Below are 24,078 nucleotides of genomic sequence, written 5' to 3'. Positions count from 1 at the left end.
AACAATACCTGGGGGGCGCCACAGGCCTTGATTTGGATGCATTGCAGTCTCAGATCGAGGCTTATGACGCCTGGAACTGGGAGCAACGGGTAGAGGAAACTTTGCACCGCCTGCACCTTGCCCCGGAGGCCATCGTGGGCACCCTCTCGGGAGGGACACGCAAGCGAGTCGCGCTGGCGCAAGCCCTGGTGGCCCGCCCAGACGTGCTGCTGCTGGACGAGCCCACCAACCACCTAGACCTCGATTCCATAGAGTGGCTTGAAGAACTGCTACTCGACTTCAAGGGTGGCATCGTCACGATCACCCACGACCGTGCGTTCCTCGACCGGATCGCCACGCGCATCGTGGAGCTCGACCGAGGTCAGTTGCGCTCCTATCCCGGCAACTTTGCGCAGTACGTGGCGCAAAAGGAAGAGCAGTTGGCGCAAGAGGCCGTCATCAATGCACGGGCGGACAAGCTGCTGGCGCAGGAGGAAGTCTGGATCCGTAAGGGCGTGGAGGCGCGCCGCACGCGCAGCCAGAGCCGCATCAGTCGACTGGAGACCCTGCGCGCCAATCGCGCCGCGCGCCGTGACGCGGTTGGCAGCGTCAAGATGGACATCGCCTCGGGCAGCCAGAACAGCTACCAGGGGAAGATCATCGCCGAGCTGGCGCACGTAACCAAAACCTTTGGCGACAAAACCATTGTGCGGGACTTCAGCGCCACCATCCTGCGGGGCGACAAGGTGGGTTTGATCGGTCCCAACGGTGCGGGGAAACCACCCTGCTCAAGCTCATCCTGGGTGAACTGGAGCCTGACAGCGGTACGGTACGCCGCGGCGCCAACCTGCAGGTCGCGTATTTTGACCAGATGCGCCACAGTATCGACATGGATGCCACGCTGGAGGACTTCATCAGTCCTGGCAGCGAGTGGATCGAGATCGGCACGCAGCGCAAGCATGTGAAGAGCTACCTCGGCGATTTCCTGTTCTCCCCCGCCCGGGCGCACTCCCCCGTGCGCTCCCTGTCCGGCGGCGAGCGCAACCGCCTGCTGCTGGCACGGCTGTTTGCGCGGCCCGCCAGCGTGCTGGTGCTGGACGAGCCCACCAACGACCTGGACATTGACACCCTCGAGCTGCTGGAGGAGCTGCTGCAGGATTACGACGGCACGGTGTTCGTGGTGAGCCACGACCGCACCTTCTTGGACAACGTGGTCACCAGCACCCTTGCGTTCGAGGGTAATGGCCTGTGGCGTGAGTACGAGGGTGGCGTGCAGGACTGGCTGGCCCAGTCGAACCGCAGCCGTTCCCTCGCGGGCGGACCGGCGGTTCCTGAGAAAAATACAAGCAAAACCGAGCCAAAATGCCCATCGGATAAGCGCGAGCAGCTACAAAAAAAGAAGCTTAGCTACAAGGAGCAGCGTGAACTGGAACAGCTACCCGCCCAGATCGACGCACTGGAGGCCGAGCAAAAGGCGATCCGCGATGAATTGGCGGACGGCAGCCTGTACAGCCGAGACGGCGCGCGGGCGACGGCGCTGCATACGCGTGACGGAGAGATCGAAGATCTGTTGATGCAGGCGCTGGAGCGCTGGTCCGCGCTCTCGTCCTGACGGGGCCGGTCAGATTCGGTGGTGCAACCGGTCGGTGGAACCGCGCAGGCGCGCAATCAGCGCCTGTGCAATCTGCGACAGCGGCAGCACCTCGTCGGCAGCGCCATGGGCGATGGCCTCGCGCGGCATACCGAAGACGATGCAACTGGCTTCGTCCTGCACGTAGTTGTAGCTGCCTGCGTCGCGCATCTCACGCATGGCAGCAGCGCCATCGCCGCCCATGCCGGTGAGCATGATGCCGTAGGCATTGCGCCCCACCACGGCGGCTGCCGACTTGAACAGCACCTCCACCGAAGGCTTGTGCCGGTTGACCGGCGGGCTGTCATCCACCACCGCTACATAGTTGGCGCCGCTGCGTGCCAGGTAGAACTGCCGCCCCCCCGGCGCAATATAGGCATGGCCGGGCAGAATCCGCTCGCCGTTCACCGCCTCTTTGACCGTGATCTGGCACAGGCTGTTGAGCCTCGCTGCAAAACTGGTGGTGAACCCTGGCGGCATGTGCTGGGTGATCACGATGGCCGGAGAGTCCGCCGGCATATGGATCAGGACCTCGCGGATGGCCTCGGTGCCGCCGGTCGACGCGCCAATGCAGATCACCTTTTCGGTAGAGACGCGCCCCAGCAGCGCCGACGCCGCGGGAGCGGGAGCCGGCGCGGTAGCGGCACCTGCATCGGGGTGGACAATGGCGGCGGCGCTGCGCGCGGGGGCGCGCCGCACATGGGCCACGGCCGCAACGCGGATCTTGTCCACGATCTGAGCCGCCAATTCGTTCAGTCCGCTGGACAGCCCCACGCGCGGCTTGGCGACGAAATCCACGGCCCCCAGTTCGAGCGCCCGCATGGTCACTTCGGCGCCGCGCTCGGTCAGGGTCGAGATCATCACCACAGGCATCGGCCGCAGGCGCATCAAGCGCCCCAGGAAGTCGATGCCGTCCATGCGCGGCATCTCCACATCGAGCGTGATCACGTCGGGATTTTTCTCGCGGATCATCTCGCGCGCGATCAGCGGGTCGTTGGCCGTGCCGATGCACTCCATGTCGCTCTGGCGGTTGATGATCTCCGACAGCAGGCTGCGCACCAATGCCGAATCGTCCACCACGATCACCCTGATCTTGCCGCTCATGCCTTTCAAATCCTTGCTGTATTGTTAGTGCCGCCGATCAGAACAGATCCACGGAGCCTCCGCTGGTGGCGCGCGCCACGGTAGCCGCGTTGCCTCGCACCACTTCCTGCTCCAGCGTTTCTGGATGGGCATGCGCCAGGCGCTTGACCATCACCTTGCCTGTCACCGGAAAGAACACCACTTTGCGCGGATAGATGTCGAGCACGTCCTCCGACACCACCGGAATGCGCTCCGTGGCCAGATAGTCTTGCACAAAGCGGGTGTTGCGCTCGCCCACGTTGAGCGTGGTGAAGTTGTGCATCACCTGGGCACCGCCGAAGATCTTGGCCTGCAGCGTCTCGCGGCGAGCGCCCAGCTTCATCATCTCATTAATGAGCAGTTCCATGGCGTAGGAACCATACCGGCCCGACGCATCGGCGCTGTCCCCCTCGGGCAGCATGAAGTGGTTCATGCCTCCCACGCGCATGCGGCTGTCCCACAGACAGGCGGCAATGCACGATCCCAGCACCGTCATGATGGCCAGGCTGTCGTGCGAGACAAAAAACTCGCCTGGCAAGACCTTCACCGCGTTGTGCTGGAAATGGTGATCGAAAAAGAAGAACGATGCCTCACCCGGCCTGCGCGGACAGGCCTTGAGCTCCTGGAGCGACATGGCAGGCGCGGTGCCTGCGGAGGCATTCGCAGGCAAAGGCGTGATGCGGGGCGTGCGCCGGCGCTCCAGCCCCCCGCCCGGCAAGGCAGAGGGCCGTGGATCAGCTCCGGGTGTGATGCTCATGGATTCGCCAGCGCCTCGCGGTAGGTCAAAAATGCCCGCATCAGATGCGTTCGTACACCGTCTTGCCTCGCAAGGCAAAAAGGTCGCGCGAATCGCTGAAGTTCTCGGCATGCCCCACAAACAGCATGCCGCCGGGCTTGAGCACACGGTGGATGCGCTCCAGCACCCGTCGCTGGGTGGGGCCGTCAAAATAAATCATCACGTTGCGGCAAAAGACCACGTCGAAGGGCTCGCGGAACGGCCAGTCGTCGCGGATCAGGTTCACGCTCAGGAACTCGATGGGTTTGCGCAACTCGGGGCGCACACGCGCCAGCCCGGCGTTGCCGCCCTTGCCGCGCAGAAAGAAGCGCTGCAGACGCTCTTGGCTCAAGCCCTTCAGACCGTCGAGGCGATAGACCCCGCGGGCGGCCGTGGCCAGCACCCGCGAATCGATGTCGCTGGCCATCAGCTTGAAAGACGCGTTGTTGCCCAGGGTTTCCAGGACCGTCATGGCGATCGAGTAAGGTTCTTCGCCGGTTGATGCCGCATTGCACCAGATGTTCCATGGCCCGGCAGAGCGCATGCGCAGCAGCGACGCCAGGATCTCGAAATGGTGTTGCTCGCGAAAGAACGCCGTGAGGTTGGTGGTCAGGGCGTTCACGAACTCCTGCCACTCCGGCCCGTCGTGGCCTTCCAGCCAGCTCAGGTACTCATGAAAGCTGTCGTACCCGGTATCGCGCAGGCGGCGCGACAGGCGGCTGTACACCATGGCGTGCTTGCCATCATGCAGGCTGATGCCGGCGCGCTGGTAGATCAGGGACTGCACCCGCGCGAAGTCCTGATGGGTCCAGGCGAACTCGCGCCCTTCGCCACTCTCGGCCACGGGAGCAGCAGCCCCCGCAGCGGGGCGGGCCGGGCGCCGTGGCGCGGCGGTGGGGCTGGCGGTGAGGCTCATGGCGCGCTCGTCAACGTGTGTATAGCGGGAAGGCTGCGGCTCGCCGCATCAATCCCCGGCCATGGCAAGGCCCATGTCCATGCCGGCCATGAGTTTTTCGATGTCCAGCAGGATGAGCATGCGGTCGCCCACCGAGCCAAGCCCGCGGATGCACTGCGCGTCGATGGAGCTCTCGATGTCCGGGGCCGTGCGTACCTGCTCGGGCGTCAGCTCCATCACGTCGCTCACGGAATCCACCACGATGCCCACCACCCGCTCGCGCAGGTTCAGGATGATGACGACCGTGAAGCTGTTGTACTCGGCTTGCGCACAGTTGAAGCGCAGCCGCATGTCCACGATCGGCACGATGGTGCCTCGCAGGTTGGTCACCCCTTTGATGAAAGCCGGCGCATGGGCGATGCGCGTGGGGTTTTCATAGCCGCGGATTTCCTGCACCTTGAGGATGTCGATGCCGTATTCCTCCTGGCCCAGGCGGAACGTCAGGTATTCCCTCGCGCCCGCAGCCGTGGTCTCTGCGCCCTTGTCCACCAGACTCATGCCCTCACTCCTCGTCGTTCAGCGTTTCGCAATTCAGTGGCGCGCACGGCGCACCAGGGCAGCCGTGTCCAGAATCAAGGCCACGGTGCCATCCCCCAGAATGGTGGCGCCCGACACGTTGGGCACCTTGCGGTAGTTGGTCTCCAGGTTCTTCACCACCACCTGATGCTGCCCCAGCAGTTCGTCAACCAGCACGGCCACGCGGCTGCCATCGGCCTCCACCACCACCATGATGCTGCTGGTGGAATTCGTGTCGGGGCGCGGCACCTGGAAGATCTTCTCCAGCGCCACCACGGGCATGTATTCGTCGCGCACCTTCACCAGTTGGGAGCCCTGGGCCACGGTGTTCACTTCGCCACCGTTGACCTGGAACGACTCCACCACCGACGACAGCGGCAGGATGTACACCTCGTCGCTCACGCCCACCGACATGCCGTCCATGATGGCCAGCGTCAGCGGTAGGCGCACGGACACACGCATGCCGTAGCCTTCAGCGGAATCAATCTCCACCGAACCGCCCAGCGCGGTGATGTTGCGCTTGACGACGTCCATGCCCACGCCGCGGCCCGAGACATCGGTCACCACATCCGCCGTGGAGAAGCCGGGCGCGAAGATCAGGTTCCAGACCTCGCTGTCGGGCATGGCGTCGGAAACATCCAGCCCACGCTCGCGCGCCTTCTTGAGGATCTTCTCGCGCGACATGCCCTTGCCGTCGTCGCGCACCTCGATCACGATGGAGCCCCCCTGGTGCGATGCCGACAGCGTGATGGTGCCGTGTTCTGGTTTGCCCGCAGCCAGGCGGTCGGCGGGCATCTCGATGCCGTGGTCGCAGCTGTTGCGCACCAGGTGGGTCAGCGGGTCGGTGATCTTCTCGACCAGGCTCTTGTCCAGTTCGGTCGCCTCGCCATGGGTGACGAAATCCACCTTCTTGCCCAGCTTGCCCGCCAAGTCACGCAGCATGCGCGGGAATCGGTTGAACACGATCGACATGGGAATCATGCGGATCGACATCACGGATTCCTGCAGGTCGCGCGTGTTGCGGTCCAGGTCGGCCAGACCTGCCAGCAGTTGCTGGTAGACGCCCGCGTCTAGGCCACGGCTGTTCTGCGCCAGCATGGCCTGGGTGATGACCAGTTCGCCCACCAGGTTGATGAGCTGATCCACCTTGCTCACCGCCACGCGGATGGTGGACGATTCCATGGAGGCCTGCGCGCCGCCCTTGGCCTCGGCGGAGACGGCACGCGCGGCGGGCCGCTCAGCAGCACTGGCCGGTGCGGCGGCAGGAGCGGCCTCGACAGGCACGCCCGGCGCGCCGGCAAAGAAGCCGTACGGCTCGGCCAGGGCCGCAGCGGATGGCTCCAGCGGCTCATGGGCCTCTTGCGCGGCAGGCGCCGCGGAGGTCGCCGCGTCGTGGATGGCCACCTGCTCCTTCGCCACATGGAATGCGAACAGGTCCAGCAGATCCTCGTCCGTGGACGTGGTCTGCACTGCGAACCGGCGCATGCCGGGGCGGTCTTCCGGCAGATCGTTGATGCTGCCCAAGCCCGGGATGTCGCGGAACAGGTCCTTGATCGCATCGGCCAATGTCACCTGGGCCAATGGACCGATGTGGATCTCCAGCGAGCGAGCGCCGCCGGGAACCGCCGCAGCGGGCACCACCGGCGCAACCGCGGGCGTGGGCGCAGGTGCCGCAGCAACCACGGGCGCTGGAGCGGGTACCGCTGCGGCGGGCGCTGCCGCCGGCACGGCGCCGGCCGCCAGTTCGCTGATGCGGCGCACGAGGTCATGCGTGGAAACCGCCTCACCCTGCCCGCCCGCCTGATGGCGTGCCAGCAGGCTGCGCGAGGCGTCCGCCGACTCCAGCAGCACGTCCACCATCTGCGGGATCAGCTGCAGTTCGTGGCGACGCAGCCGGTCCAGCAGCGATTCCATTTGGTGCGTGAGTTCCGCCACATCCGAAAAACCGAAGGTGGCCGAGCCGCCCTTGATGGAATGCGCGCAGCGGAAGATGCCGTTCAGCTCTTCGTCGTTGGCGGCATCCACGTCCAGGTCCAGCAGCATCTGCTCCATCTGGTCCAGGTTCTCGCCGGCCTCTTCGAAGAAGATCTGATAGAACTGGCTGAGGTCAAAGTCCGCGCCTGCGCCCTCTTGGTAGGTATCCGCCATGGTCCCGAGTTCCTGTGTGCTACGTCGTAGGTGTTGGTGTGGCCGGCGCGATCAGCGGATGACCTTTTGGATCACTTCGATGAGGCGCGTGGGGTCGAACGGCTTGACCAGCCAGCCGGTGGCGCCCGCGCTGCGGCCGGCCTGCTTCATCTGGTCGCTGGATTCCGTCGTGAGGATGAGGATGGGAATGCTCTTGAAGCGCGGATGCTCGCGCAGCTTGCGCGTGAGGCCGATGCCGTCCAGGCGCGGCATGTTCTGGTCGGCCAGCACCAGATGGATGTCGTGGGTCTCGGCCTTTTCCAGCGCGTCCTGGCCATCCACCGCTTCCACCACGTGGTACCCCGCTCCGGTGAGCGTGAAGGAAACCATTTTCCGCATGGACGGAGAATCATCGACCGCAAGAATGGACTGCATGTAAAGCTCCAACGACTTTTGATTTGAATAAGGTTAATGGGTTGGGAGATACGGGAACCGCGCCTGGATCAGAACAGCTCGATCGAGCCGGCCTCCATCTCGCTTTGCGTGACAGGGTTGGGCCGATCGGGCACCACGCCCTCCAGCGGCGCGGCGTCCTCCCCCTCTTCTTGTCCCATGGTCTCGGCCGCCAGGCGAAAGGCGCATCCCTGCAACACCTTGGTAGTGTGGATGATGAGCTGGGTCGCCATGTCGTGAAACTGCAACTCCGTCACTGCACTGCGCAAGGCGGTGCGCAGATCGGCCAGCTCTGCCGACGCGCCGATGAGCTCATCCGTCAGCGAGGCGTTGGCCTCGCCGAAACGGGCGAGCAGGTTCTCGGTGGCGTGGTTGAGCAGCCCTTCCAGCCGGTGCAGGTCGTGCATGGCCATCAGCAGGGAATCCTGCAACTCGGCCGCCACCATGACGGGCACCTGCACGGCAGGCCCATCTGGCGTATTTAGCGTAGATTGCATCGTTTCTCCATTGCTGCTGGCGCACAGCCGGCGGCACCATCGTCCGGGGCCCATTCCTGTCGCCTGTACTGCAGCATTACGGCATCCGTTGTACCGCGCCACAGGCTGAAATGACCGTTTCGGGCCCAATTTGTTCCAATATGTATCCTATGATACCCACTCCCACCGATCTTGAGGCCCCGAAAAGACCCGTGCGAGTGCTGCATCTCGAGGACTCAACCGCCGACCACGCGCTGGTGCGGCTGACGCTGCGGCGCGCCGGGCTGTCCCATGAGATCCACCAAGTGGACTCCCTGGAGGCCTTCACCGGGTGGCTGGAGCGGGAATCGTTCGACGTGATCCTGGCGGACTACCGCCTGCCCGGCTTCACGGCGCTGGATGCCTGGCGCATCGTGGACCAATGCCCGGGGCACCCGCCCTTCGTGCTGTTGTCCGGCGCGATCGGCGAGGCCGCCGCGGTGGACGCCATGCGGCTGGGCTTTGCCGACTACCTGCTCAAGGACGACATGGCGCGCCTGCCGCATGTGCTGGCGCGAGCGATGGAGGTCGCGCAGGCCCGCCGCGCGCGCGAGGAGGCCGCGGCCGAGTTGGCCGAGTCCCGGCAGCAGTTGGCCGACCTGGCCGAGCACCTGCAGACCTCCATCGAGGAAGAACGCGCCGCCATCGCGCGCGAGATCCATGACGACATCGGCGGCGCGCTGGCCGCGGTGAAATTCGACCTGGCCTGGATCGGCCGCCACGCCGGTGAGGACGGCCTGCGCGAACACGCCGGCACCGCCACCGAGATGCTGCAGCACGCCATCGACGCGGCCCAGCGCCTCATGATGAACCTGCGACCGCCCGTGCTGGACCAGGGCCTCGTGGCCGCCGTGCGCTGGCTGGCCGAGACCTTCGAGCGCCGCACGCGCATCCCCGTGCGCGTCACCGCCAGCCGCGAGGCGCTGGACGTGCCGCCCGCGCTGCAACTGGTGGCCTACCGCACCGCGCAAGAGGCGCTGACCAACGTGCAAAAGCACGCGCAGGCCGGCCAGGTGCGCATTGACCTGTCGGACCACGAGGACGTGCTGACGCTGGAGGTGACCGACGATGGCCGCGGCATGGCGCCCGAGATGCGCAAGAAACCCCGCTCCTTCGGCCTACAGGGCCTGCAGGAGCGCGCGCGGCGCGCGGGCGGCTGGATGGACATCAGCAGCCGGCCGGGGCATGGCACGTCGGTGATCATGACCGTGCCGCTAACATCGCCCGCAGGCAAAGCAGGAGATGTGCAGTGATCCAGGTGGTGCTATGCGATGACCATGCCGTGCTGCGGCGCGGCATACGCGACACGCTGACCGAGTCGCCCGATATCCACGTGACCGGCGAGGCCGGCAGTTATCCCGAGTTGCGCGAGGTGCTGCGCACGGCCGCCTGCGACGTGCTGCTGCTGGACCTGAACCTGCCCGGGCGCAGCGGCCTGGAGGTAATGGCCAGCGTGAAGGAGACGCACCCGGACATCAAGGTGCTGATCGTCTCGATGTATCCCGAGGACCAGTACGCGCTGCGCTGCCTGAAGGCCGGGGCGCACGGCTACGCCAACAAGGCGGGCGACCCGGTGCAGCTCATCGCCGCGGTGCAGACCATCGTGCAGGGGCGCAAGTACCTCACGCCCGAGGTGGCGCAGTTGCTGGCCGACAGCCTGGCGCAGCCCACGCCCGAGCTGCCGCATGAATCGCTGTCGGAGCGCGAGCTGCAGACGCTGGTGAAGATCGCCTCGGGCAAGCGCCTGTCGGACATCGCCGAGGAGCTGATGCTCAGCCCCAAGACCGTGAGCGTGTACCGCGCGCGGGTGCTGGAAAAGCTCAAGCTGGCCAACAACGCGGAGCTGACGGTGTACGCGATCCGCAATCGGTTGGTATGAAAACAATAGCTACTACCGCTTGATACACAAGCATTTCAATATATTTTGATATTGGGAATGGCTTGCAGCAAGCGCTAGCAGCTCTCTTTTTGACCGGCTAACGCGGCGCGGCGAACAGGTCGATGGACTGCTGCAGCAGCGCCAGCATGGGTTGCTCCAGCATCGGCAGCGTGGCCGTGATGCCCAGCATGCCCACCGTGAGCGTGACCGGGAAGCCCACGGCATAGATGTTCATCTGCGGCGCCACGCGCGAGATGATGCCCAGGGTCAGGTTCACGAACAGCAGCAGCGCAATCATGGGCAACGCGATCCACAAAGCGCTGGAGAACAGCGACGCGCCCAGCTCGTGCAGCCGCATCTGCCCGATGGCCTGCAGAAAGTTGCCGCCCACAGGGAAGCTGTCGAAACTCTTGACCACGGCCATCAACACCATCAGGTGGCCGTTGATCACCACGAACAGCAGCATGGAGATGTTGCCGAAGAAGCGCGCCACCGCGCTCACCTGCGCATTGCTCGCGGGGTCGAAGAATGAAGCGAAGTTCAGGCCCATCTGCAGGCCGATGATTTCGCCGGCCAGCTCCACGGCCGCGAACACCAGCCGCACCGCAAAGCCCATCGCCAGGCCAATCCCAACCTGCTGCACCACCGCGCCCGCGGCCTCGCGGCTGTTCAGGCTGATGACCGGCTGCTCGGGCAGCACTGCCTGCGCGCACACCGCCACCAAAAAGGCCAGCCCGATGCGCGTGCGCACCGGGATCACGCGCATCGAGAACACCGGCGCCGACGTGAACAGCGCCAGCACGCGCAGGAACGGCCACAGCACCGGCGACAGCCAGGCCATGATCTGCGCCTCGGTGAAGGTGATCAAGATGCCTACCCGACGACGGACGGAATGGCCTCGATCGTGCGGCGCAGGAAGTCCACCAGCGTGGTCAGCATCCACGGCCCGGCGATCGCGAACACCACCACGGCCGCGATCAGCTTGGGTACGAAGGCCAGCGTGGCCTCGTGGATCTGCGTCACGGCCTGGAAGATGCTCACCAGCAGGCCCACGGCCATCACCACGCCCAGCACCGGCATGGCGATCATCAGCAGCAGGGTGAGCGCGTCACGGCCCATGGTGAGCACGAACTGGGAGGTCATGCGGAATCCTTCACGTCGCGAAGCTCGCGGCCAGCGAGCCGATGAGCAGGTTCCAGCCATCGGCCAGCACGAACAGCATGAGCTTGAACGGCAGCGCCACCAGCACCGGCGACAGCATCATCATGCCCAGCGACATGAGCACGCTGGAGACCACCATGTCGATGATCAGGAACGGAATGAAGATCATGAAGCCGATCTGGAAGGCCGACTTCAGCTCGCTGGTCACGAAGGCCGGCACCAGCACGCGCAGCGGCGCGGTCTCGGCCGTCACGCCCTCGTCCAGCTTGGCCAGGCGTGCGAACAGCGCGAAGTCGGACTGGCGCGTCTGCTTGAGCATGAAGCCGCGCATGGGCGCCTCGGCCTTCTGGATGGCCTGCTCGAAGGTGATGGCATTGGTGGTGTAGGGCACGTAGGCCTCCTGGTACACCTTGTCCAGCGTGGGCCCCATGACGAACAGCGTGAGGAACAGCGACAGGCCGATGATGACCTGGTTGGGCGGCGCGGACTGCGTGCCGATGGCCTGGCGCAGCAGCGACAGCACGATCACGATGCGCGTGAAGCCCGTCATCATGAGCAGCACGGCCGGCAGGAACGACAGCGCCGTGAAGAACAGCAGCGTCTGGATGGGCACCGAGTAGCTCGTGCCGCCCGGCCCCGAGCCGATCACCAGCGGTAGCGCACCCGCGGGCTGCTGCTGCGCCCAGGCGGCGCCCGCCAGCAGCAGGCCAGCCGCACCGGCCGCGATGCCGCGCACGGCCTTATGCATGGCCGTCTCCGCCCGCATGCGCCGGTTGTACGGTCTGCGCGCGCGCGGCCGCCATCTCTGTGGCGAACGAGGGCGCGGATGCCGGCCCCGGCGCTGCAGCCGCCGGCAGTACATGCAGGCAGTTGATCTGCTGCGCGGTCACGCCCAGCACCAGCAGCGTGCGCTGCTGCGGCGGGCCGACCTCCACGGTCACCACGCGCTGCTGCGGCCCCACGGCCACCGCCGAGAGCACACGCGAGGCACCGCCCGCATGGGCCTGCAAGCCCGCCTGGCGCTGTTGCAGCCGGCGAATCAGCCACGGCAGGGCCGCCAGCGCGCCGACGAACAGCACCACCAGCAGCAGCGTCTGCGTCATACCCACGCTATCCACGGCTGACGCGGCGCAGCCGCTCCGAAGGCGTGACCACGTCGGTCAGGCGGATACCGAACTTGTCGTTCACCACCACCACTTCGCCCTGGGCGATGAGGTAGCCGTTGACCAGCACGTCCATGGGCTCGCCGGCCAGCGCGTCCAGTTCGACCACCGACCCCTGGGCTAGCTGCAGGATGTATTTGATCGGCACCTTGGTGCGGCCCAGTTCCACCGACAGCTGCACCGGAATGTCCAGCACCATGTTGATGTCGTGCACCTGCGGCTCGCCGCCGGCGGCATAGGGGCGCGCGGGCTCGCCCGACAACGGGCCTCCCTGCTCGGCATCGATGGTCTGCCCGTCGACGCGCTTTTGCTCTTCCAGTGCCTCGGCCCAGCCGGCAAACGGGTCGTCCGCAGCGGACCCGCCAGAGTTGTCGTTGTGGTCGGATTCAGTTGACATTCTTTTCTCCCATCCAGTGCGCTTCGGCACCGCGCAGGCATTCCTCGATGCGGATCGCGTACTTGGAGTTGTGCGTGCCGTACTGGCACTCGAAAACGGGCACCCCTTCAATGGAGGCGCGGATGCGCGGCTCGCGCTCCAGTTCGATGAAGTCGCCCGGCTTCATGGCCAGCAGTTGCTCCACCGTGGCGTCGGCGCGCGCCAACTCGGCCACCAGGGTGACCTCGGCGGCCTGGATCTCGCGCGTGAGCACGCGCACCCAGCGCCGGTCCACCTCGATCGCGTCACCCTGCACCGACGAGTACAGCACGTCGCGGATAGGCTCCAGCGTGGCATACGGCATGCAGATGTGGATCGCGCCGGCCAGGTCGCCGATCTCCAGCTGGAAGGCGGTGGACACCACGATCTCGCTGGGTGTGGCGATGTTGGCGAACTGCGGCTGCATCTCCGAGCGCTGGTAGGCCAGCTCCAGGGGGTAGATGCCTTGCCAGGCCTTCTTGTATTCCGCGCAGATCACGTCCACCAGGCGGTTGATCACGCGCTGCTCGGTGGCCGAGAAGTCACGCCCTTCGATGCGGGTCTGGAACTTGCCCACGCCGCCGTACAGCGTGTCGATGATGCCGAACACGAGCGACGGTTCGCACACGACCAGGCCGCTGCCGCGCAGCGGACGAATGGCGACGATGTTGAAGTTGGTCGGCACCACTAGCTCGCGCAGGAAGGCGCTGTAGCGCTGCACCGACACGGTGCCCACGGAGATCTCAGGGCTGCGGCGGATGAAATTGAACAGGCCGATGCGGAAGTTGCGCGCAAACCGCTCGTTGACGATTTCCATCGTCGGCATGCGGCCGCGCACGATGCGCTCCTGGCTGGAGATGTCGTAGTTGCGGACGGCGCCGGCCTCGATCTCCTCCTTGACGGTCTTCTGGCTTTCGCCCGTCACGCCCTCCAGCAGGGCATCGACTTCTTCCTGGGACAGAAAGGACTCACTCATAGCTGCAACCTTTCCTCACTGGATGATGAAGCTGGAGAACAGCACCTGCCGCACCGGATTGGTGTCGGCGCGGGGACGGGGTTCTTCTTCTTCGACATCCTCGTCCAAGGGATCGCGGCTGGCCGAGCGCTTGCGCGGCTTGGGCACGCTGTAGCCCAGCGGGCGCGACACTTCGCGGCGGATGTCCACCGCCAGCTTCTCCTTGCCCTCGCGCGTCAGCAACTCGTCGGTCGTGCGCTGCGACAGCAGCAGCAATACGCCGCTGCGGATGGTGGGCATGTAGGCCTTCACCTGGTCCGCCGTCTTGCCGTCGGCCAGCTCCAGCGTGATGCCCACCTGGGCAAAGCGGTCGCCGCCGGGGTCGGCCAGGTTGACCACCATGTTGTCCATGGGCAGGAAGGTGGGAGGTGTCTTGGGCGTGCCCGCCTGGGCGACCGCCCGGCCGCCGCCCTCCTCGTCCTCGGCCGCATGGCGCTGGGACAGCATCATCCAGGCTGCGGCGCCGCCCGCCACCAGCACCAGGGCGAGAACGGCCAGGATGATGATCAGTTTCTTGCTTTTGGCCGGGGCAGCAGTGTTGTCGGACACGTTGGGGCTTTCTTGCGCAACAAGGGCAGGGGAAGTGGGCCGCGGGCGGCGGGCCGAAAGGCCCTTTCCCGCAGTGATGGCCGATTATTGAACGCCCCGGCGCCCCGCGAAAGCCTGAATAAGCGCCCAAAACCCGGGTTTTCAGCCGCATGCGCCCCGATGCGCACCGCTGCCGCCGGGGCGGCACAGGGGCCACCCCGGGGATGCGTCAGACGAAGATATCCACCGAGCGCTCGGCCACGCCCCGTCCGCCGCCTGCCTGCCCCGCAGGCGCGGCGGCCTGCACGGCGGCCTGGCGCGCGCCCGGGCGGCCCTCGTCCCGCCGGCCCTGCCGATCGGCGGCGCCGCCACCCGCCGTGTCCACCGTCACGCCGGCGAGCTGCAGCCCCTCGCGCTGCAGCATCTCCCGCAGCTGGGCCGTGCTGCCGTCCAGCCACTGGCGCGCATCGGCTTGGTCGCTGCGGAAGGTCACATGCGCCTCGTCGCCCGTGAGCGCCACCCTCACCTCCACGGGCCGGCCATCCTGGTCCAGCGTCAGTTCGGCATTCTGGGTTTTCTGGTGCACCCAGTAGGCCACCTGCTCGGCCAACTGATCCGCCAGGGCGTCCTCTGCCCCGGCCATGCCCGCCAGCGTGGCGTCGGCCGACTCCAGCCCGGCCCCCTCGGCAGGTGACCTGAAAGGTTCCGCGCCCGAAGTGCCCGCGGCAGCGTCCGCACCCCGCAGTCCCGCGGGGGTGGCGGCCCCGCCCGCGCCCGCCGCTGCGGAGCCAGGTGCGGCGCCCGAGATGCCCGCGGGGGCTGCCTGCGCAGCCATCCATTCGCCGGGCTGGGCCTGCAACGGCGTGCCAGCGACCGGCACGCCGTCGCGCCGCTGCGCGGTCGCATCCACGGCCTGGGACACCTGCGCCGCAATGTGCGACACCGCATCCGCTGCGTGTTGCAGACCGGAACGCGCCGCATGGACACCGGCGCGCAAGGCATCCCCTGCGGCCCCGGCGGCGTCCTGTGCCGCAGCCTGCAGTGCCATGCCTTGCGCGCGCCAGGCTGTGCCGCGGCCCGCGGCGGCGCCGGGCCCCGCCATGGAGGCCCCGCCCTGCAGAGCCGCCCGCTCCGCCGCGCCGTCCAGCAGGGCGGTCTGCCCCACCAGCGTATCCTGCCCCGCGCGCACCAGGCCCAGGCCCAGGCGGCCGGCCAGGGCATCCGCCTCGGCAGCGAGCGCTTCCCCCGTCCGCTGCGCGAGCGCGGCTCCCGGCTGAAGACCCGCCGCCCAGGCTGCCAGCGCGCCCGCGTCCGGCAGCGCCTCGGGCGCCTGCAATGCCTCGCCAGCCACCGCCAGCGTGTCCAGCACTGTGGCCGCGCCCTCGCCGCCGCCCAGAGCCGCCAGCAGCAGGGCAAAGCCGTCGCCCTGCGCTGCCGCCTGGTCGTCAGCGGCGCTGCCAGCCTTGGCGGAGGCGCCCCGGGCGCCGCGCGCCTCGTGCGCAGCCGTAGAAGGCGAGGAGGAAATACGGGTCTGTTCCATGGTCAATACTCCTGATCCTGCGGGAAGCGTGCCCCCCGCCCGGCGCGCAACGCGGCGCGCTCATCGGTTTGTTTCTGCTCACGGCGCTGCTGCTGTAAGGCCACCTCGGCGCGCCGCCGCTCCAGCACCTTGCGCAGGCTGGCCAGGCGCAGTTCGGCCTCCAGCAGCGCCTGCCGGGCCTTGTCCACACGCACGTCCTGCCCGCTCACCACGCCCGTCTGCAGGCCGATGGCATGGTCCAGCCGGCCCATGAATTGGTAGTGGTGGTACATCACCTCGGGTTGCATGGCACTGTCGGCCTTCATGCCCCAGCGGCCCTGCGTTTCCGCGGCGTAGCCCGTGAGCTGCTCCAGCTGCGCCTGCGCGGCGTGGCGCGCGTCCTGCACGTTCTTGAGCGCCTGGCGCGCGGCGTCGCGCCGGCGTTCGGCCAGCTCCACCGCCACCTCGAAGGCCTTCAGCGACGACATGCGGCGTGCCCTTCCATCGCCCTAGCCTCACGCGCCTTCCAGCGCCTGGCCCATGGCGGCGATGCTGTCGTCCATGGGGGCGGCCTCGAACATGCTCTGCTGCAAAAAGGCTGTCATGCCCGGCTGCAGGCGGATCGCCTCGTCCAGCTGCGGGTCGGATCCGCTCATGTATGCGCCGACCTGGATCAAATCACGGCTCTTCTGATAGCGCGAGTACACCGCGCGGAAGCCTCGCGCCAGCTCGAAGTGCGCGCGCGGCACGACGTTGTGCATCACGCGCGAGGCAGATTGCTCGATGTCGATGGCCGGGTAGTGCCCGCTTTCGGCCAGCGCGCGCGACAGCACGATGTGCCCGTCCAGGATCGCGCGGGCTGCGTCGGCGATCGGGTCCTGCTGGTCGTCGCCCTCGGACAGTACGGTGTAGAAGGCGGTAATGGAGCCCACGCCGTTCAGTCCGTTGCCGCTGCGCTCCACCAACGCCGGCAGCTTGGCGAAACAGCTGGGCGGGTAGCCCTTGGTGGCCGGGGGCTCACCGATCGCCAGGGCGATCTCGCGCTGCGCCATGGCGTAGCGCGTGAGCGAGTCCATGAGCAGCAGCACATGCTGGCCCTTGTCGCGGAAGTGCTCGGCAATCGCCGTGGCATAGGCCGCGCCCTGCATGCGCAGGAGCGGCGGTGCATCGGCCGGTGCGGCCACCACCACGGCGCGGCCGCGGTCCTGCACGCCCAGGATGTCTTCGACGAATTCCTTGACCTCGCGCCCGCGCTCACCGATCAGGCCGACCACGATCACGTCGGCCTGGGTGTAGCGGGCCATCATGCCCAGCAGGACGCTCTTGCCCACGCCCGAGCCGGCGAACAGGCCCAGCCGCTGGCCACGGCCCACGGTGAGCAGGGCATTGATGGCGCGCACGCCGGTGTCCAGCGGCTCGCGCACCGGGTCGCGCTCCATGGCATTGATGGGGCTGCGGTCCATGGGCTGGGCCGTCACCTGCGCCAGCGGTCCCGCATGGTCCAGGGGGTTGCCCTGCGAATCCACCACACGGCCCAGCAGGCCGTCACCCATGGGAAGAAGCAGTGCGCCCACGCCCGCGCCGGCTTCCTCCACCGGCGCCGCGCCCAACTGCAACGCCGGCACGTAGGCGGGAGCCGGCATCACGCTGGCGCCGCTGGACAGGCCATGGATGTCTCCCGCGGGCATCAGGTAGGCCGTGTCGCCCGCGAACCCCACCACCTCGGCCAGCACTGGCTCCTGGCCGTTCATCTGCACCTGGCACTGCGACCCCACGGGCACGCGGATGCCGGTGGCTTCGAGTACCAGGCCGGTCAGGCGGGTGAGCGTGCCGCGCGTCTCCAGCGGCTGCTCCGGCGCCAGGCGCGCGCGCGCCTGTGCCATGAAATCATCCCAGGCGCGGGCCGGCTCAATCGCCATGGTCCACGTCCTTCCAGGCCGCGGTCAGACCCAGCGCGGCAATGGCACGGCGCCAGCGCTTGTCCAGCGACCCGTCCACCACCATGCCGCCCGACTCCACCTGGCAGTCGCCAGGCTCCACGGCGGTGTCGGCCAGCCACTGGATGCGGCCGGCGGGAAACTCCTCCCGCAGCGGCTGCTCCAGCGCGGCCCAGTCGCCCGGGTTCAGGCGCACGGTGGCGGGCCGCGCCTCGCTGACCAGCATGCCCAGCGCCTCGCGCACCACGGGCAGCACCGCCTGGGAATTGCCCGCGACCTCCTGGCGCACCACCTGGCGCGCGATGTCGCAGGCCAGTTGCAATACCTCCTGCGCCATGCCCTGCTGCATGCCGGTGAAGCTTTCTTCCAGCGCCTGGGCGAGCCGGGCCAGCCGCTCGGCGCCTTCGCGCCCCTGGCCGGCCACGTAGTCGTCCATGCGCTGCTGCCACTGCAGCCGCGTCTGCTCCTGGCCTTCGGCCAGGCCCTGGGCATAGCCCTCCTCGCGCGCCTGCTGCACCAGGGCCTGGTGCTGCGCCTCGTCGATGCCAGGCTCCACGGGCGCCGCCTCGGGCTCCAGCACCGGCGGCTCGGGCGCCAGCGGCTGGCTGCCCGGGGGAAACTCCACGTCACCGAACTCCCAACGGGTGACGTCGCCCACCTCTTCGCGCGGGATGAAGCGGGTGTAATAACGCAGGGACCGGGTCATTGATCAGTCCTACACAAAGGCGTCGTCGCCGCCGCTGGCCAGCGCGATCTGGCCCTCGTCGGCCAGGCGCCGCACCGTCTTGAGGATTTCCTTTTGCTGCGCCTCCACCTCGGACAGGCGCATCGGGCCGCGCGACTCCAGGTCTTCGCGCAGCGCCTCTGCGGCGCGCGAGGACATGTTGGACAGAATCTTGTCGCGCACCTCGGGCTGCGCCCCCTTGAGCGCAACCACCAGGGTCTCGGAAGCCACTTCGCGCAGCACGGTCTGGATGGCGCGGTTGTCGAGCTTGACGATGTCGTCGAACACGAACATCTTGTCCATGATCTTCTGGGCCAGGTCCATGTCATAGCCGCGAATGGACTCCAGCACCGCCGCATCCATGCCCGAGCCCAGCAGGTTGATGATCTCGGCTGCCGCCTTGATGCCGCCCAGCGAGCTCTTGCGCACCTTGTCGCCGCCGGCCAGCACCTTGAACAGGACCTCGTTCAGGTCCTTCAAGGCCGTGGGCTGTATGCCCTCCAGCGTGGCGATGCGCAGCATCACTTCGCTGCGCTGGCGCTCGGTCAGGTGCATCAGGATGGCCGAGGACTGCTCCGCGTCCAGGTGCACCAGGATGGCCGCGACGATCTGCGGATGCTCGTTGCGCAGCAGCTCGGCCACCGACAGCGGATCCATCCACTTCAGGCTTTCGATGCCCGACACGTCGCCGCCCTGCAGGATGCGGTCGATCAGCAACGCGGCCTTGTCGTCGCCCAGGGCGCGCTTGAGCACGGCACGCACGTAGTTGCTGGTGTCGGACACCAGCAGGCTTTGCGCGGCCGCGTCGCTGGTGAAACGGTTGAGCACCTCGTCCACCTTCTCGCGGGAGACGGTGCGCATGCGCGCGATGGTCTCGCCCAGCTTCTGCACTTCCTTGGGCGACAGGTGCTTGAAGACCTCGGCGGCCTCTTCCTCGCCCAGGGACATCAGCATGATGGCGGCGTCGTTCAGGCCTTGCTCGTCCATGACAGTCTCGTGATTCGGTGCGGGCCGGCGGCGTCAGTCGCCATTGACCCAGGTTTTGAGGATGCTGGCCACCGCGACGGGGTTGTCGCGGGCCAGTTGGCGCGCCTCTTCCAGGCGCAGTTGCTCCGCCGTGGGCTGCAGCTCTTCGGGTTGCGTAGGCGCCGGCAGGCCGGGGCGCTGCAATTCTTCGGAGGCGATGGCACTCAGCTGCGCCCCCGCCGGCTGCTGCGCCGCCATCTGCACGGCGCGGGCGCGGGCCTTGAGCGCCGGGCGCAGCAGCCCCAGCAGCAGGATGGCCGCGGCCAGCGAGATGCCCAGCGGCCAGCCCAGCGTCTTGGCCAACTCGATCGTTTCGGGCTGCTTCCACAGCGGCAGTTCGCCCGGGGGGACCTCATCCACCAGGAAGGGGGCATTCATGAGGTTGACGGAATCGCCGCGCTCCTTGTTGAAGCCGATCGTCTCGCGCACCAGCGCCGTCATCTGCTCCAGCTGTTCAGGCGTCAGCGCCTTGTTCACCGCGGGCTTGCCCGGTCCTTCGCTCACGGGCTGGTAATTCACCACCACGGCCGCGTTCACACGCTTGATGGCGCCGGCGCCGCCGCGCGTCACCTGGGTGGTCTTGTCCACCTCATAGTTGGTGATGGACTCGCGCTTGGCCTGGCCCGCAGCGCCGCTGCCCGGCGCGCCACCGGCCGCCGTGGGCGCGGGGTTGGCGCCGTTGATGGGAGCCGCAGAGGCCTGCGGCGGCTGGTTGGTCACCGCACCAGGCACGCCCGTGGGTGGCTGCGCGCCGGGCGTGCCGCCGCTTTCCACCACCTGCTGGCTGCGCACGGCGCTGGCATCGGGCGCCAGGTTGGGCTTGTGCTGCTCGACGGTGGACTCGGTCTGGTTGAAGTCCACTTCGGCGGTCACCTGGGCCTTCACGTTGTTCTTGCCCACGACGGGCTCCAGCAGGTCCAGGATGCGGCGTGCGTACTGCTGCTCGATCTGCTGCACATAGGCCAATTGCTGCGCGTCCACGCCGGCGCCGGCCATGTCGGGCGTCTGCGACAGCAGCTTGCCGGTATCGTCCAGCACGCTCACGGCTGAGGGAGCGAGTTCCGGCACGCTGGAGGCCACCAGGTGCACGATGCCTGCGAGCTGTGCGCGGTCCAGGAAGCGCCCGGGGTACAGGCTGAGCAGCACCGAGGCCGAGGGCTTTTGCTGCTCGCGGAAGAAACCGTTTTGCTGTGGCAGCGCCAGGTGCACGCGTGCGCTTTGCACCGAGGCCAGCGCCTGGATCGAGCGCGTGAGCTCCCCCTCCAGCCCGCGCTGGAAGTTCAGGCGCTCCTGGAACTGGGTGACACCGAAGCGGTTGGTCTCCATCAGCTCGAACCCGGTCACCGACCCCTTGGGCAGGCCCTGCGTGGCCAGGCGCAGGCGCACGTCGTGCACGCGCTCGGCCGGCACGAGGATGGCACCGCCCCCTTCGGTGTACTTGTAAGGCACATTCATCTGCGACAGCTGCGCCACGATGGCGCCGCCGTCCTTGTCGTTCAGGCCGGAGAACAGCACCCGGTAGTCGGGCTGGCGGCTGTAGAAGAACGCGGCCAGCAGCGCCGCGACCAGCAGCGCTGCCACCACCCCCAGGCGCAGGCGTGCGGGACGGTCGAGCGAGGCCAGCCGCTGCGGCCAGCCAGGGCTGGCGACGGGAGGCGGAGCGACGGGTACTTCGGCAACTGCAGACATCGGGTTTTCCACAAAAAGACGGGCGCCAGGCGAGGCTCTGGCGTGCGGCGATTATGGAATCCGCCCCGTCCGCCGTTCAGCCGATAAAGCGCGGCTTTGGCCATCATTTCCCGCCTCTGCGCGCCCCACAGCGCCCTACGATTGCGCCATTCCTGACATTTCCCGATCCCACCATGGACCTGCGCATCAACAGCACCCAGTTTCCCCTCACCGGCACCCAGGTGGCGCGCCGCGTCACCGCGCCGCAGGAAGGCGTGCAGGAGGCCGGCTTTTCCTCGGCGTTCAAGAACGCGCTGCAGTCCGTGAGCGCCGCGCAGGACCAGGCCAGCGGCCTGCAGCGCGAAGTGCAACTGGAAAACCCCAACGTCAGCATCGAGGAAACCATGGTCGCCATGCAGAAAGCACAGATCGGCTTCCAGGCCACTCTGCATGTGCGCAACCGCATGGTGCAGGCCTACACCGACATCATGAACATGCAGGTGTAAGGCGCGCATCGACGCGGCTTTGACTCATGATTTGATAGCTGCTAGCGCTTACTGGATAAGCGCTAGAGGCATATTTCGCATATAAGAAAGCCGGCCACCTTGCGGTGCCGGCTTTTTGCATTGCCCCTGCAGCCCCCGCGCGGCGCCACCACGCCGCAGCCAGGGAAGGAAAGCACAACGTCAGTGCATCATCTGCGGCTGCCCGTCGAACAGGTGCTCGAACTGCGCCAGCCAGGGCTCGGCCAGGCAGCGGATCTGGGCATCGTTGCGCAGGATGCGCTGCATGATGCGGGCCTTTTCCTTGCGGTGCTCAGGCGCCAGTTCCTGCTGCTGCGACTGGTAGCGCAACTGCTCGATGAGCACCGCGCAGGTGCCCTCGTAGCGCACCACGCCGTCCCAGTCCTTGAGCTTGGCCGCCTCCAGCATCTTGGCGCTGCTGTCCTCGATGGCCTTGTAGTAGTCAATCAGCATGTCGGGCATTCTTCAGGCCTCCGCCAGCGCGGGCTGCGCCACGTCGTTGGCCGCCTCGGTACTCTTCTTCATCTCTTTCCAGGCCAGCGCGATCGGCTCGATCAGGCGGGCCACCTCCTGCAGCTTGGCGTCGTCATTGCCGGCGTTCGCCTCAATGAGCCGGCGCAGCGCGTAGTCGTACACCGCCTCCAGGTTCGCCGCCACCTCGCCGCCGGACTCGCGGTCCAGCGCGGTCATCAGGCCCTCTTCCAGGATGCGCACGGCCTTGGAGATGCTGTTGCACTTGGTCAGCACGTCGCTGCGCGCCAGCGCGCCACGGGCGGTGGCCACGGCGCTCAGCACGCCATCCAGCAGCAGGCTGACCAACTGGTGCTGGTCGATCGTGTGCATGCTGGTTTCGACATTGATCCGCTGGTAGGCGGACGCTGCGCGGGGGTTGAGGGCACTGAACATGGCGGTAATCCTTGAGCTGGCTGCTATTCAATTTATCGGCATCGCGCCGTCAAACTGAAGCGCTTTCAGCCCGAGGACTTGTTCCAGGTGGTGACCTGCTGGGCGATGTAGGCGTTCAGCGCATTGAGCGACGCCATCTTCGTGTCCAGCGCCGTGTAGCGTTGCGTCAGGCTCTTTTCCAGGCGGTCGGCGCGGTCGGTGATGCGCTCGATCTCCTTGGCATTGAGCTTGAGTGCGCTCTCGTACAGCTTGGTCTTGGAAGCAAAGAACCCGTCCGTGTCGAGCAGCTGGGACGTCATGGCCTTGAACTTGCCGGCAAAGCCGTCTTCCACGCGCCCGCCCTCGGGCCCGCGGAAGAATTCCTTCACGGCATCGGGATCTTCCATCGCCTTGTTGAATTTCGTGGCGTTGAGCTCCAGAGAGCCGTCCGGCGAAACGTTGCCCAGCCCCAGCCCGCCCGCGGACACCACGCCGACGGCCGACAGGTTGCGCAACGCACCCGCGCTGTTGACGGACTGCAACGCCATGCGCAGCGTGTTCTGCAGGGCCAGCACGGTGGAGTCCCCCTGCAGCAGGCCGGCGGTCTGCGTCTCCTTGTCGTACTTGGTGCTTTCGTTGAGCGCGCTGTTGACAGCGTTGTACGCGGCAACGAAGGCCTCGATGTTCTTCTTGACCGCCGAAGTGTCCTTCTCCACGGTCAACGTCACGGCCTCCGTGGTGACCTTGTTGGCCGTGAAGGTCACGCCCGCCACGGTATCGGCGAACGCATTGGTCGCGGAACTGACGGCGATGCCGTTCACCGTGGCGTTGGCATTGCGTGCGTATTCCGTGGTCATTCCGGTGGACAGGCGCGACAGGCCGGCGCCGTCGGCCAGGTTGCCGTCCCCGTCGGACACGCTCAGTTGGAACCCGGCCGCCTCGCCGGTGGTCTTGCTGCGCAGCAGCAGCCGTTCGCCCGACGCGTCGTTCAACACCGTGGCGGTCACCCCGGCCTTGGACCCGTTGATCTTGCTGGCCACGTCGGCCAGCGTGTCGGTGGCGCTGATCTCGAGGTTGACCGCCTCGCCGCTACCCGCGGTGAATGCCTTGGGATCGCCCGCCCAGGTTCCCGTGGCCAGCGTCAGCGTGCCCGCACCCACCGGCTGCTTGGTGGGCTGCAACGCGGCCGACATGGACGACTGGGCCATCGCCAGGTTCTGCACCTGCACGCTGAAGGACGTGACCGCTGCGCCGCCCACCGCGCTGACGGATACCGCGTCGGCATTGGAGGAAGTGGCCTTGACGCCATTCCACCCGGTGACGCTGGTGAGTTTGCTGGCCGCGTCCGCCAGCGTGGACACCAGCGACTTGAATTGGCCGAAGGTAGACACCTTGGCACTGGTGAGCGCCGCCTGCTGTTGCAGGCCGTTGGTCTTCGTGATGGGCAGCTTGACGGCATCTACCGACGCCTTGATCAGCCCATTGACGTCCACATTGCCGCCCAGGCCGATACCGATCGAGGAAAAACTTGCCATGACCATCTCCGTATGCATGCAAACCGG

At 67.0% G+C, this 24,078-nt stretch carries 26 protein-coding genes and 1 pseudogene (1 of these 27 only partly in view); 4 read left to right on the top strand and 23 right to left on the bottom strand.

Translation table 11 applies throughout. From position 1 onward, the window contains the following. Positions 1-1,591 (top strand): annotated as a pseudogene (gene abc-f, locus BA022_RS17440) (ribosomal protection-like ABC-F family protein); it begins 295 nt to the left of the window's first position. Between the two features lie 9 nt (positions 1,592-1,600). Here the strand turns inward: abc-f and BA022_RS17435 are convergent. The 7 genes from BA022_RS17435 to BA022_RS17405 all read right to left on the bottom strand — a co-directional run bounded on the left by BA022_RS17435 (position 1,601) and on the right by BA022_RS17405 (position 8,054). Then, a complete protein-coding gene (locus tag BA022_RS17435; protein ID WP_088888286.1) occupies positions 1,601-2,713 on the bottom strand; it encodes a protein-glutamate methylesterase/protein-glutamine glutaminase in 1,113 nt (370 codons plus the stop codon). Positions 2,714-2,750: 37 nt separating this feature from the next. Next, positions 2,751-3,488, bottom strand: coding sequence for a chemoreceptor glutamine deamidase CheD (gene cheD, locus BA022_RS17430; protein WP_041838896.1), 738 nt, complete (start codon positions 3,486-3,488; stop codon positions 2,751-2,753). A gap of 40 nt (positions 3,489-3,528) precedes the next feature. Continuing rightward, on the bottom strand, positions 3,529-4,422 hold the full coding sequence (locus tag BA022_RS17425; protein WP_015914335.1) for a CheR family methyltransferase: 894 nt from the start codon (positions 4,420-4,422) through the stop codon (positions 3,529-3,531). 48 nt (positions 4,423-4,470) lie between these two features. Beyond that, entirely contained in the window at positions 4,471-4,959 is a 489-nt protein-coding gene (locus tag BA022_RS17420) for a chemotaxis protein CheW (protein WP_011806876.1), read from the bottom strand. Between the two features lie 33 nt (positions 4,960-4,992). Then, on the bottom strand, positions 4,993-7,125 hold the full coding sequence (locus BA022_RS17415) for a chemotaxis protein CheA (RefSeq protein WP_088888285.1): 2,133 nt from the start codon (positions 7,123-7,125) through the stop codon (positions 4,993-4,995). A 51-nt stretch (positions 7,126-7,176) separates the two neighbouring features. After that, positions 7,177-7,539, bottom strand: coding sequence for a response regulator (locus tag BA022_RS17410; RefSeq protein ID WP_011806878.1), 363 nt, complete (start codon positions 7,537-7,539; stop codon positions 7,177-7,179). 68 nt (positions 7,540-7,607) lie between these two features. Continuing rightward, on the bottom strand, positions 7,608-8,054 hold the full coding sequence (locus BA022_RS17405) for a hypothetical protein (RefSeq protein WP_015914337.1): 447 nt from the start codon (positions 8,052-8,054) through the stop codon (positions 7,608-7,610). Positions 8,055-8,203: 149 nt separating this feature from the next. On the opposite strand from BA022_RS17405, the gene BA022_RS17400 reads away from it, so the two are divergent. Together BA022_RS17400 and BA022_RS17395 are read left to right on the top strand one after the other, a co-directional pair. Next, entirely contained in the window at positions 8,204-9,325 is a 1,122-nt protein-coding gene (locus BA022_RS17400; RefSeq protein ID WP_088888284.1) for a hybrid sensor histidine kinase/response regulator, read from the top strand. Then, positions 9,322-9,951 (top strand): response regulator, encoded by a 630-nt coding sequence (locus BA022_RS17395; RefSeq protein WP_011806881.1) that lies wholly within the window; start codon positions 9,322-9,324, stop codon positions 9,949-9,951. Before BA022_RS17400 ends, BA022_RS17395 begins: the two co-directional genes overlap by 4 nt. Before the next feature lie 97 nt (positions 9,952-10,048). Here the strand turns inward: BA022_RS17395 and fliR are convergent, their stop codons facing one another. The 13 genes from fliR to fliF form a co-directional block, all read right to left on the bottom strand. Next, entirely contained in the window at positions 10,049-10,819 is a 771-nt protein-coding gene (gene fliR, locus BA022_RS17390) for a flagellar biosynthetic protein FliR (protein WP_011806882.1), read from the bottom strand. Between the two features lie 5 nt (positions 10,820-10,824). Further along, positions 10,825-11,094, bottom strand: coding sequence for a flagellar biosynthesis protein FliQ (fliQ, locus tag BA022_RS17385; protein WP_011806883.1), 270 nt, complete (start codon positions 11,092-11,094; stop codon positions 10,825-10,827). 10 nt (positions 11,095-11,104) lie between these two features. Then, on the bottom strand, positions 11,105-11,860 hold the full coding sequence (fliP, locus tag BA022_RS17380) for a flagellar type III secretion system pore protein FliP (protein WP_011806884.1): 756 nt from the start codon (positions 11,858-11,860) through the stop codon (positions 11,105-11,107). Continuing rightward, on the bottom strand, positions 11,853-12,215 hold the full coding sequence (locus BA022_RS17375) for a FliO/MopB family protein (protein WP_088888283.1): 363 nt from the start codon (positions 12,213-12,215) through the stop codon (positions 11,853-11,855). The genes fliP and BA022_RS17375 overlap by 8 nt, the downstream gene beginning before the upstream one ends. Positions 12,216-12,222: 7 nt before the next feature. Continuing rightward, entirely contained in the window at positions 12,223-12,672 is a 450-nt protein-coding gene (fliN, locus tag BA022_RS17370) for a flagellar motor switch protein FliN (RefSeq protein ID WP_011806886.1), read from the bottom strand. Then, entirely contained in the window at positions 12,662-13,666 is a 1,005-nt protein-coding gene (gene fliM / locus BA022_RS17365) for a flagellar motor switch protein FliM (protein ID WP_011806887.1), read from the bottom strand. Before fliM ends, fliN begins: the two co-directional genes overlap by 11 nt. A gap of 15 nt (positions 13,667-13,681) precedes the next feature. Beyond that, the gene (locus BA022_RS17360; protein WP_088888282.1) at positions 13,682-14,254 is read right to left on the bottom strand and encodes a flagellar basal body-associated FliL family protein; all 573 of its coding nucleotides are present in this window, start codon (positions 14,252-14,254) and stop codon (positions 13,682-13,684) included. 208 nt (positions 14,255-14,462) lie between these two features. Next, positions 14,463-15,773 carry a flagellar hook-length control protein FliK gene (locus BA022_RS17355; RefSeq protein WP_088888281.1) on the bottom strand — a complete coding sequence of 437 codons (1,311 nt, stop codon included), beginning with the start codon at positions 15,771-15,773 and terminating at the stop codon, positions 14,463-14,465. 2 nt (positions 15,774-15,775) lie between these two features. Further along, on the bottom strand, positions 15,776-16,240 hold the full coding sequence (gene fliJ, locus BA022_RS17350; protein ID WP_011806890.1) for a flagellar export protein FliJ: 465 nt from the start codon (positions 16,238-16,240) through the stop codon (positions 15,776-15,778). Positions 16,241-16,267: 27 nt separating this feature from the next. After that, positions 16,268-17,671 carry a flagellar protein export ATPase FliI gene (gene fliI / locus BA022_RS17345; protein ID WP_088888280.1) on the bottom strand — a complete coding sequence of 468 codons (1,404 nt, stop codon included), beginning with the start codon at positions 17,669-17,671 and terminating at the stop codon, positions 16,268-16,270. Next, positions 17,661-18,395 carry a FliH/SctL family protein gene (locus BA022_RS17340; RefSeq protein WP_011806892.1) on the bottom strand — a complete coding sequence of 245 codons (735 nt, stop codon included), beginning with the start codon at positions 18,393-18,395 and terminating at the stop codon, positions 17,661-17,663. The genes fliI and BA022_RS17340 overlap by 11 nt, the downstream gene beginning before the upstream one ends. A gap of 9 nt (positions 18,396-18,404) precedes the next feature. After that, complete coding sequence (gene fliG, locus BA022_RS17335; RefSeq protein WP_011806893.1) at positions 18,405-19,400, bottom strand: flagellar motor switch protein FliG; 996 nt, start codon at positions 19,398-19,400, stop codon at positions 18,405-18,407. Positions 19,401-19,433: 33 nt separating this feature from the next. Further along, complete coding sequence (gene fliF / locus BA022_RS17330) at positions 19,434-21,128, bottom strand: flagellar basal-body MS-ring/collar protein FliF (RefSeq protein ID WP_088888279.1); 1,695 nt, start codon at positions 21,126-21,128, stop codon at positions 19,434-19,436. 173 nt (positions 21,129-21,301) lie between these two features. On the opposite strand from fliF, the gene fliE reads away from it, so the two are divergent. Continuing rightward, complete coding sequence (gene fliE, locus BA022_RS17325) at positions 21,302-21,613, top strand: flagellar hook-basal body complex protein FliE (protein WP_015914350.1); 312 nt, start codon at positions 21,302-21,304, stop codon at positions 21,611-21,613. A 180-nt stretch (positions 21,614-21,793) separates the two neighbouring features. Here the strand turns inward: fliE and BA022_RS17320 are convergent, their stop codons facing one another. The 3 genes from BA022_RS17320 to fliD all read right to left on the bottom strand — a co-directional run bounded on the left by BA022_RS17320 (position 21,794) and on the right by fliD (position 24,051). Continuing rightward, positions 21,794-22,093 (bottom strand): flagellar protein FliT, encoded by a 300-nt coding sequence (locus BA022_RS17320; protein WP_015914351.1) that lies wholly within the window; start codon positions 22,091-22,093, stop codon positions 21,794-21,796. Positions 22,094-22,096: 3 nt separating this feature from the next. Then, positions 22,097-22,537 (bottom strand): flagellar export chaperone FliS, encoded by a 441-nt coding sequence (gene fliS / locus BA022_RS17315; RefSeq protein WP_088888278.1) that lies wholly within the window; start codon positions 22,535-22,537, stop codon positions 22,097-22,099. A 65-nt stretch (positions 22,538-22,602) separates the two neighbouring features. Next, positions 22,603-24,051 (bottom strand): flagellar filament capping protein FliD, encoded by a 1,449-nt coding sequence (gene fliD, locus BA022_RS17310; RefSeq protein ID WP_088888658.1) that lies wholly within the window; start codon positions 24,049-24,051, stop codon positions 22,603-22,605. Between the last annotated feature and the right edge of the window lie 27 nt (positions 24,052-24,078).

The organism is Diaphorobacter nitroreducens, from assembly GCF_002214645.1.
Lineage (GTDB): Bacteria > Pseudomonadota > Gammaproteobacteria > Burkholderiales > Burkholderiaceae_C > Diaphorobacter > Diaphorobacter nitroreducens.
Note: the sequence above shows the minus strand (reverse complement) of the source record. Positions and strands in the feature narration are given on the sequence as shown.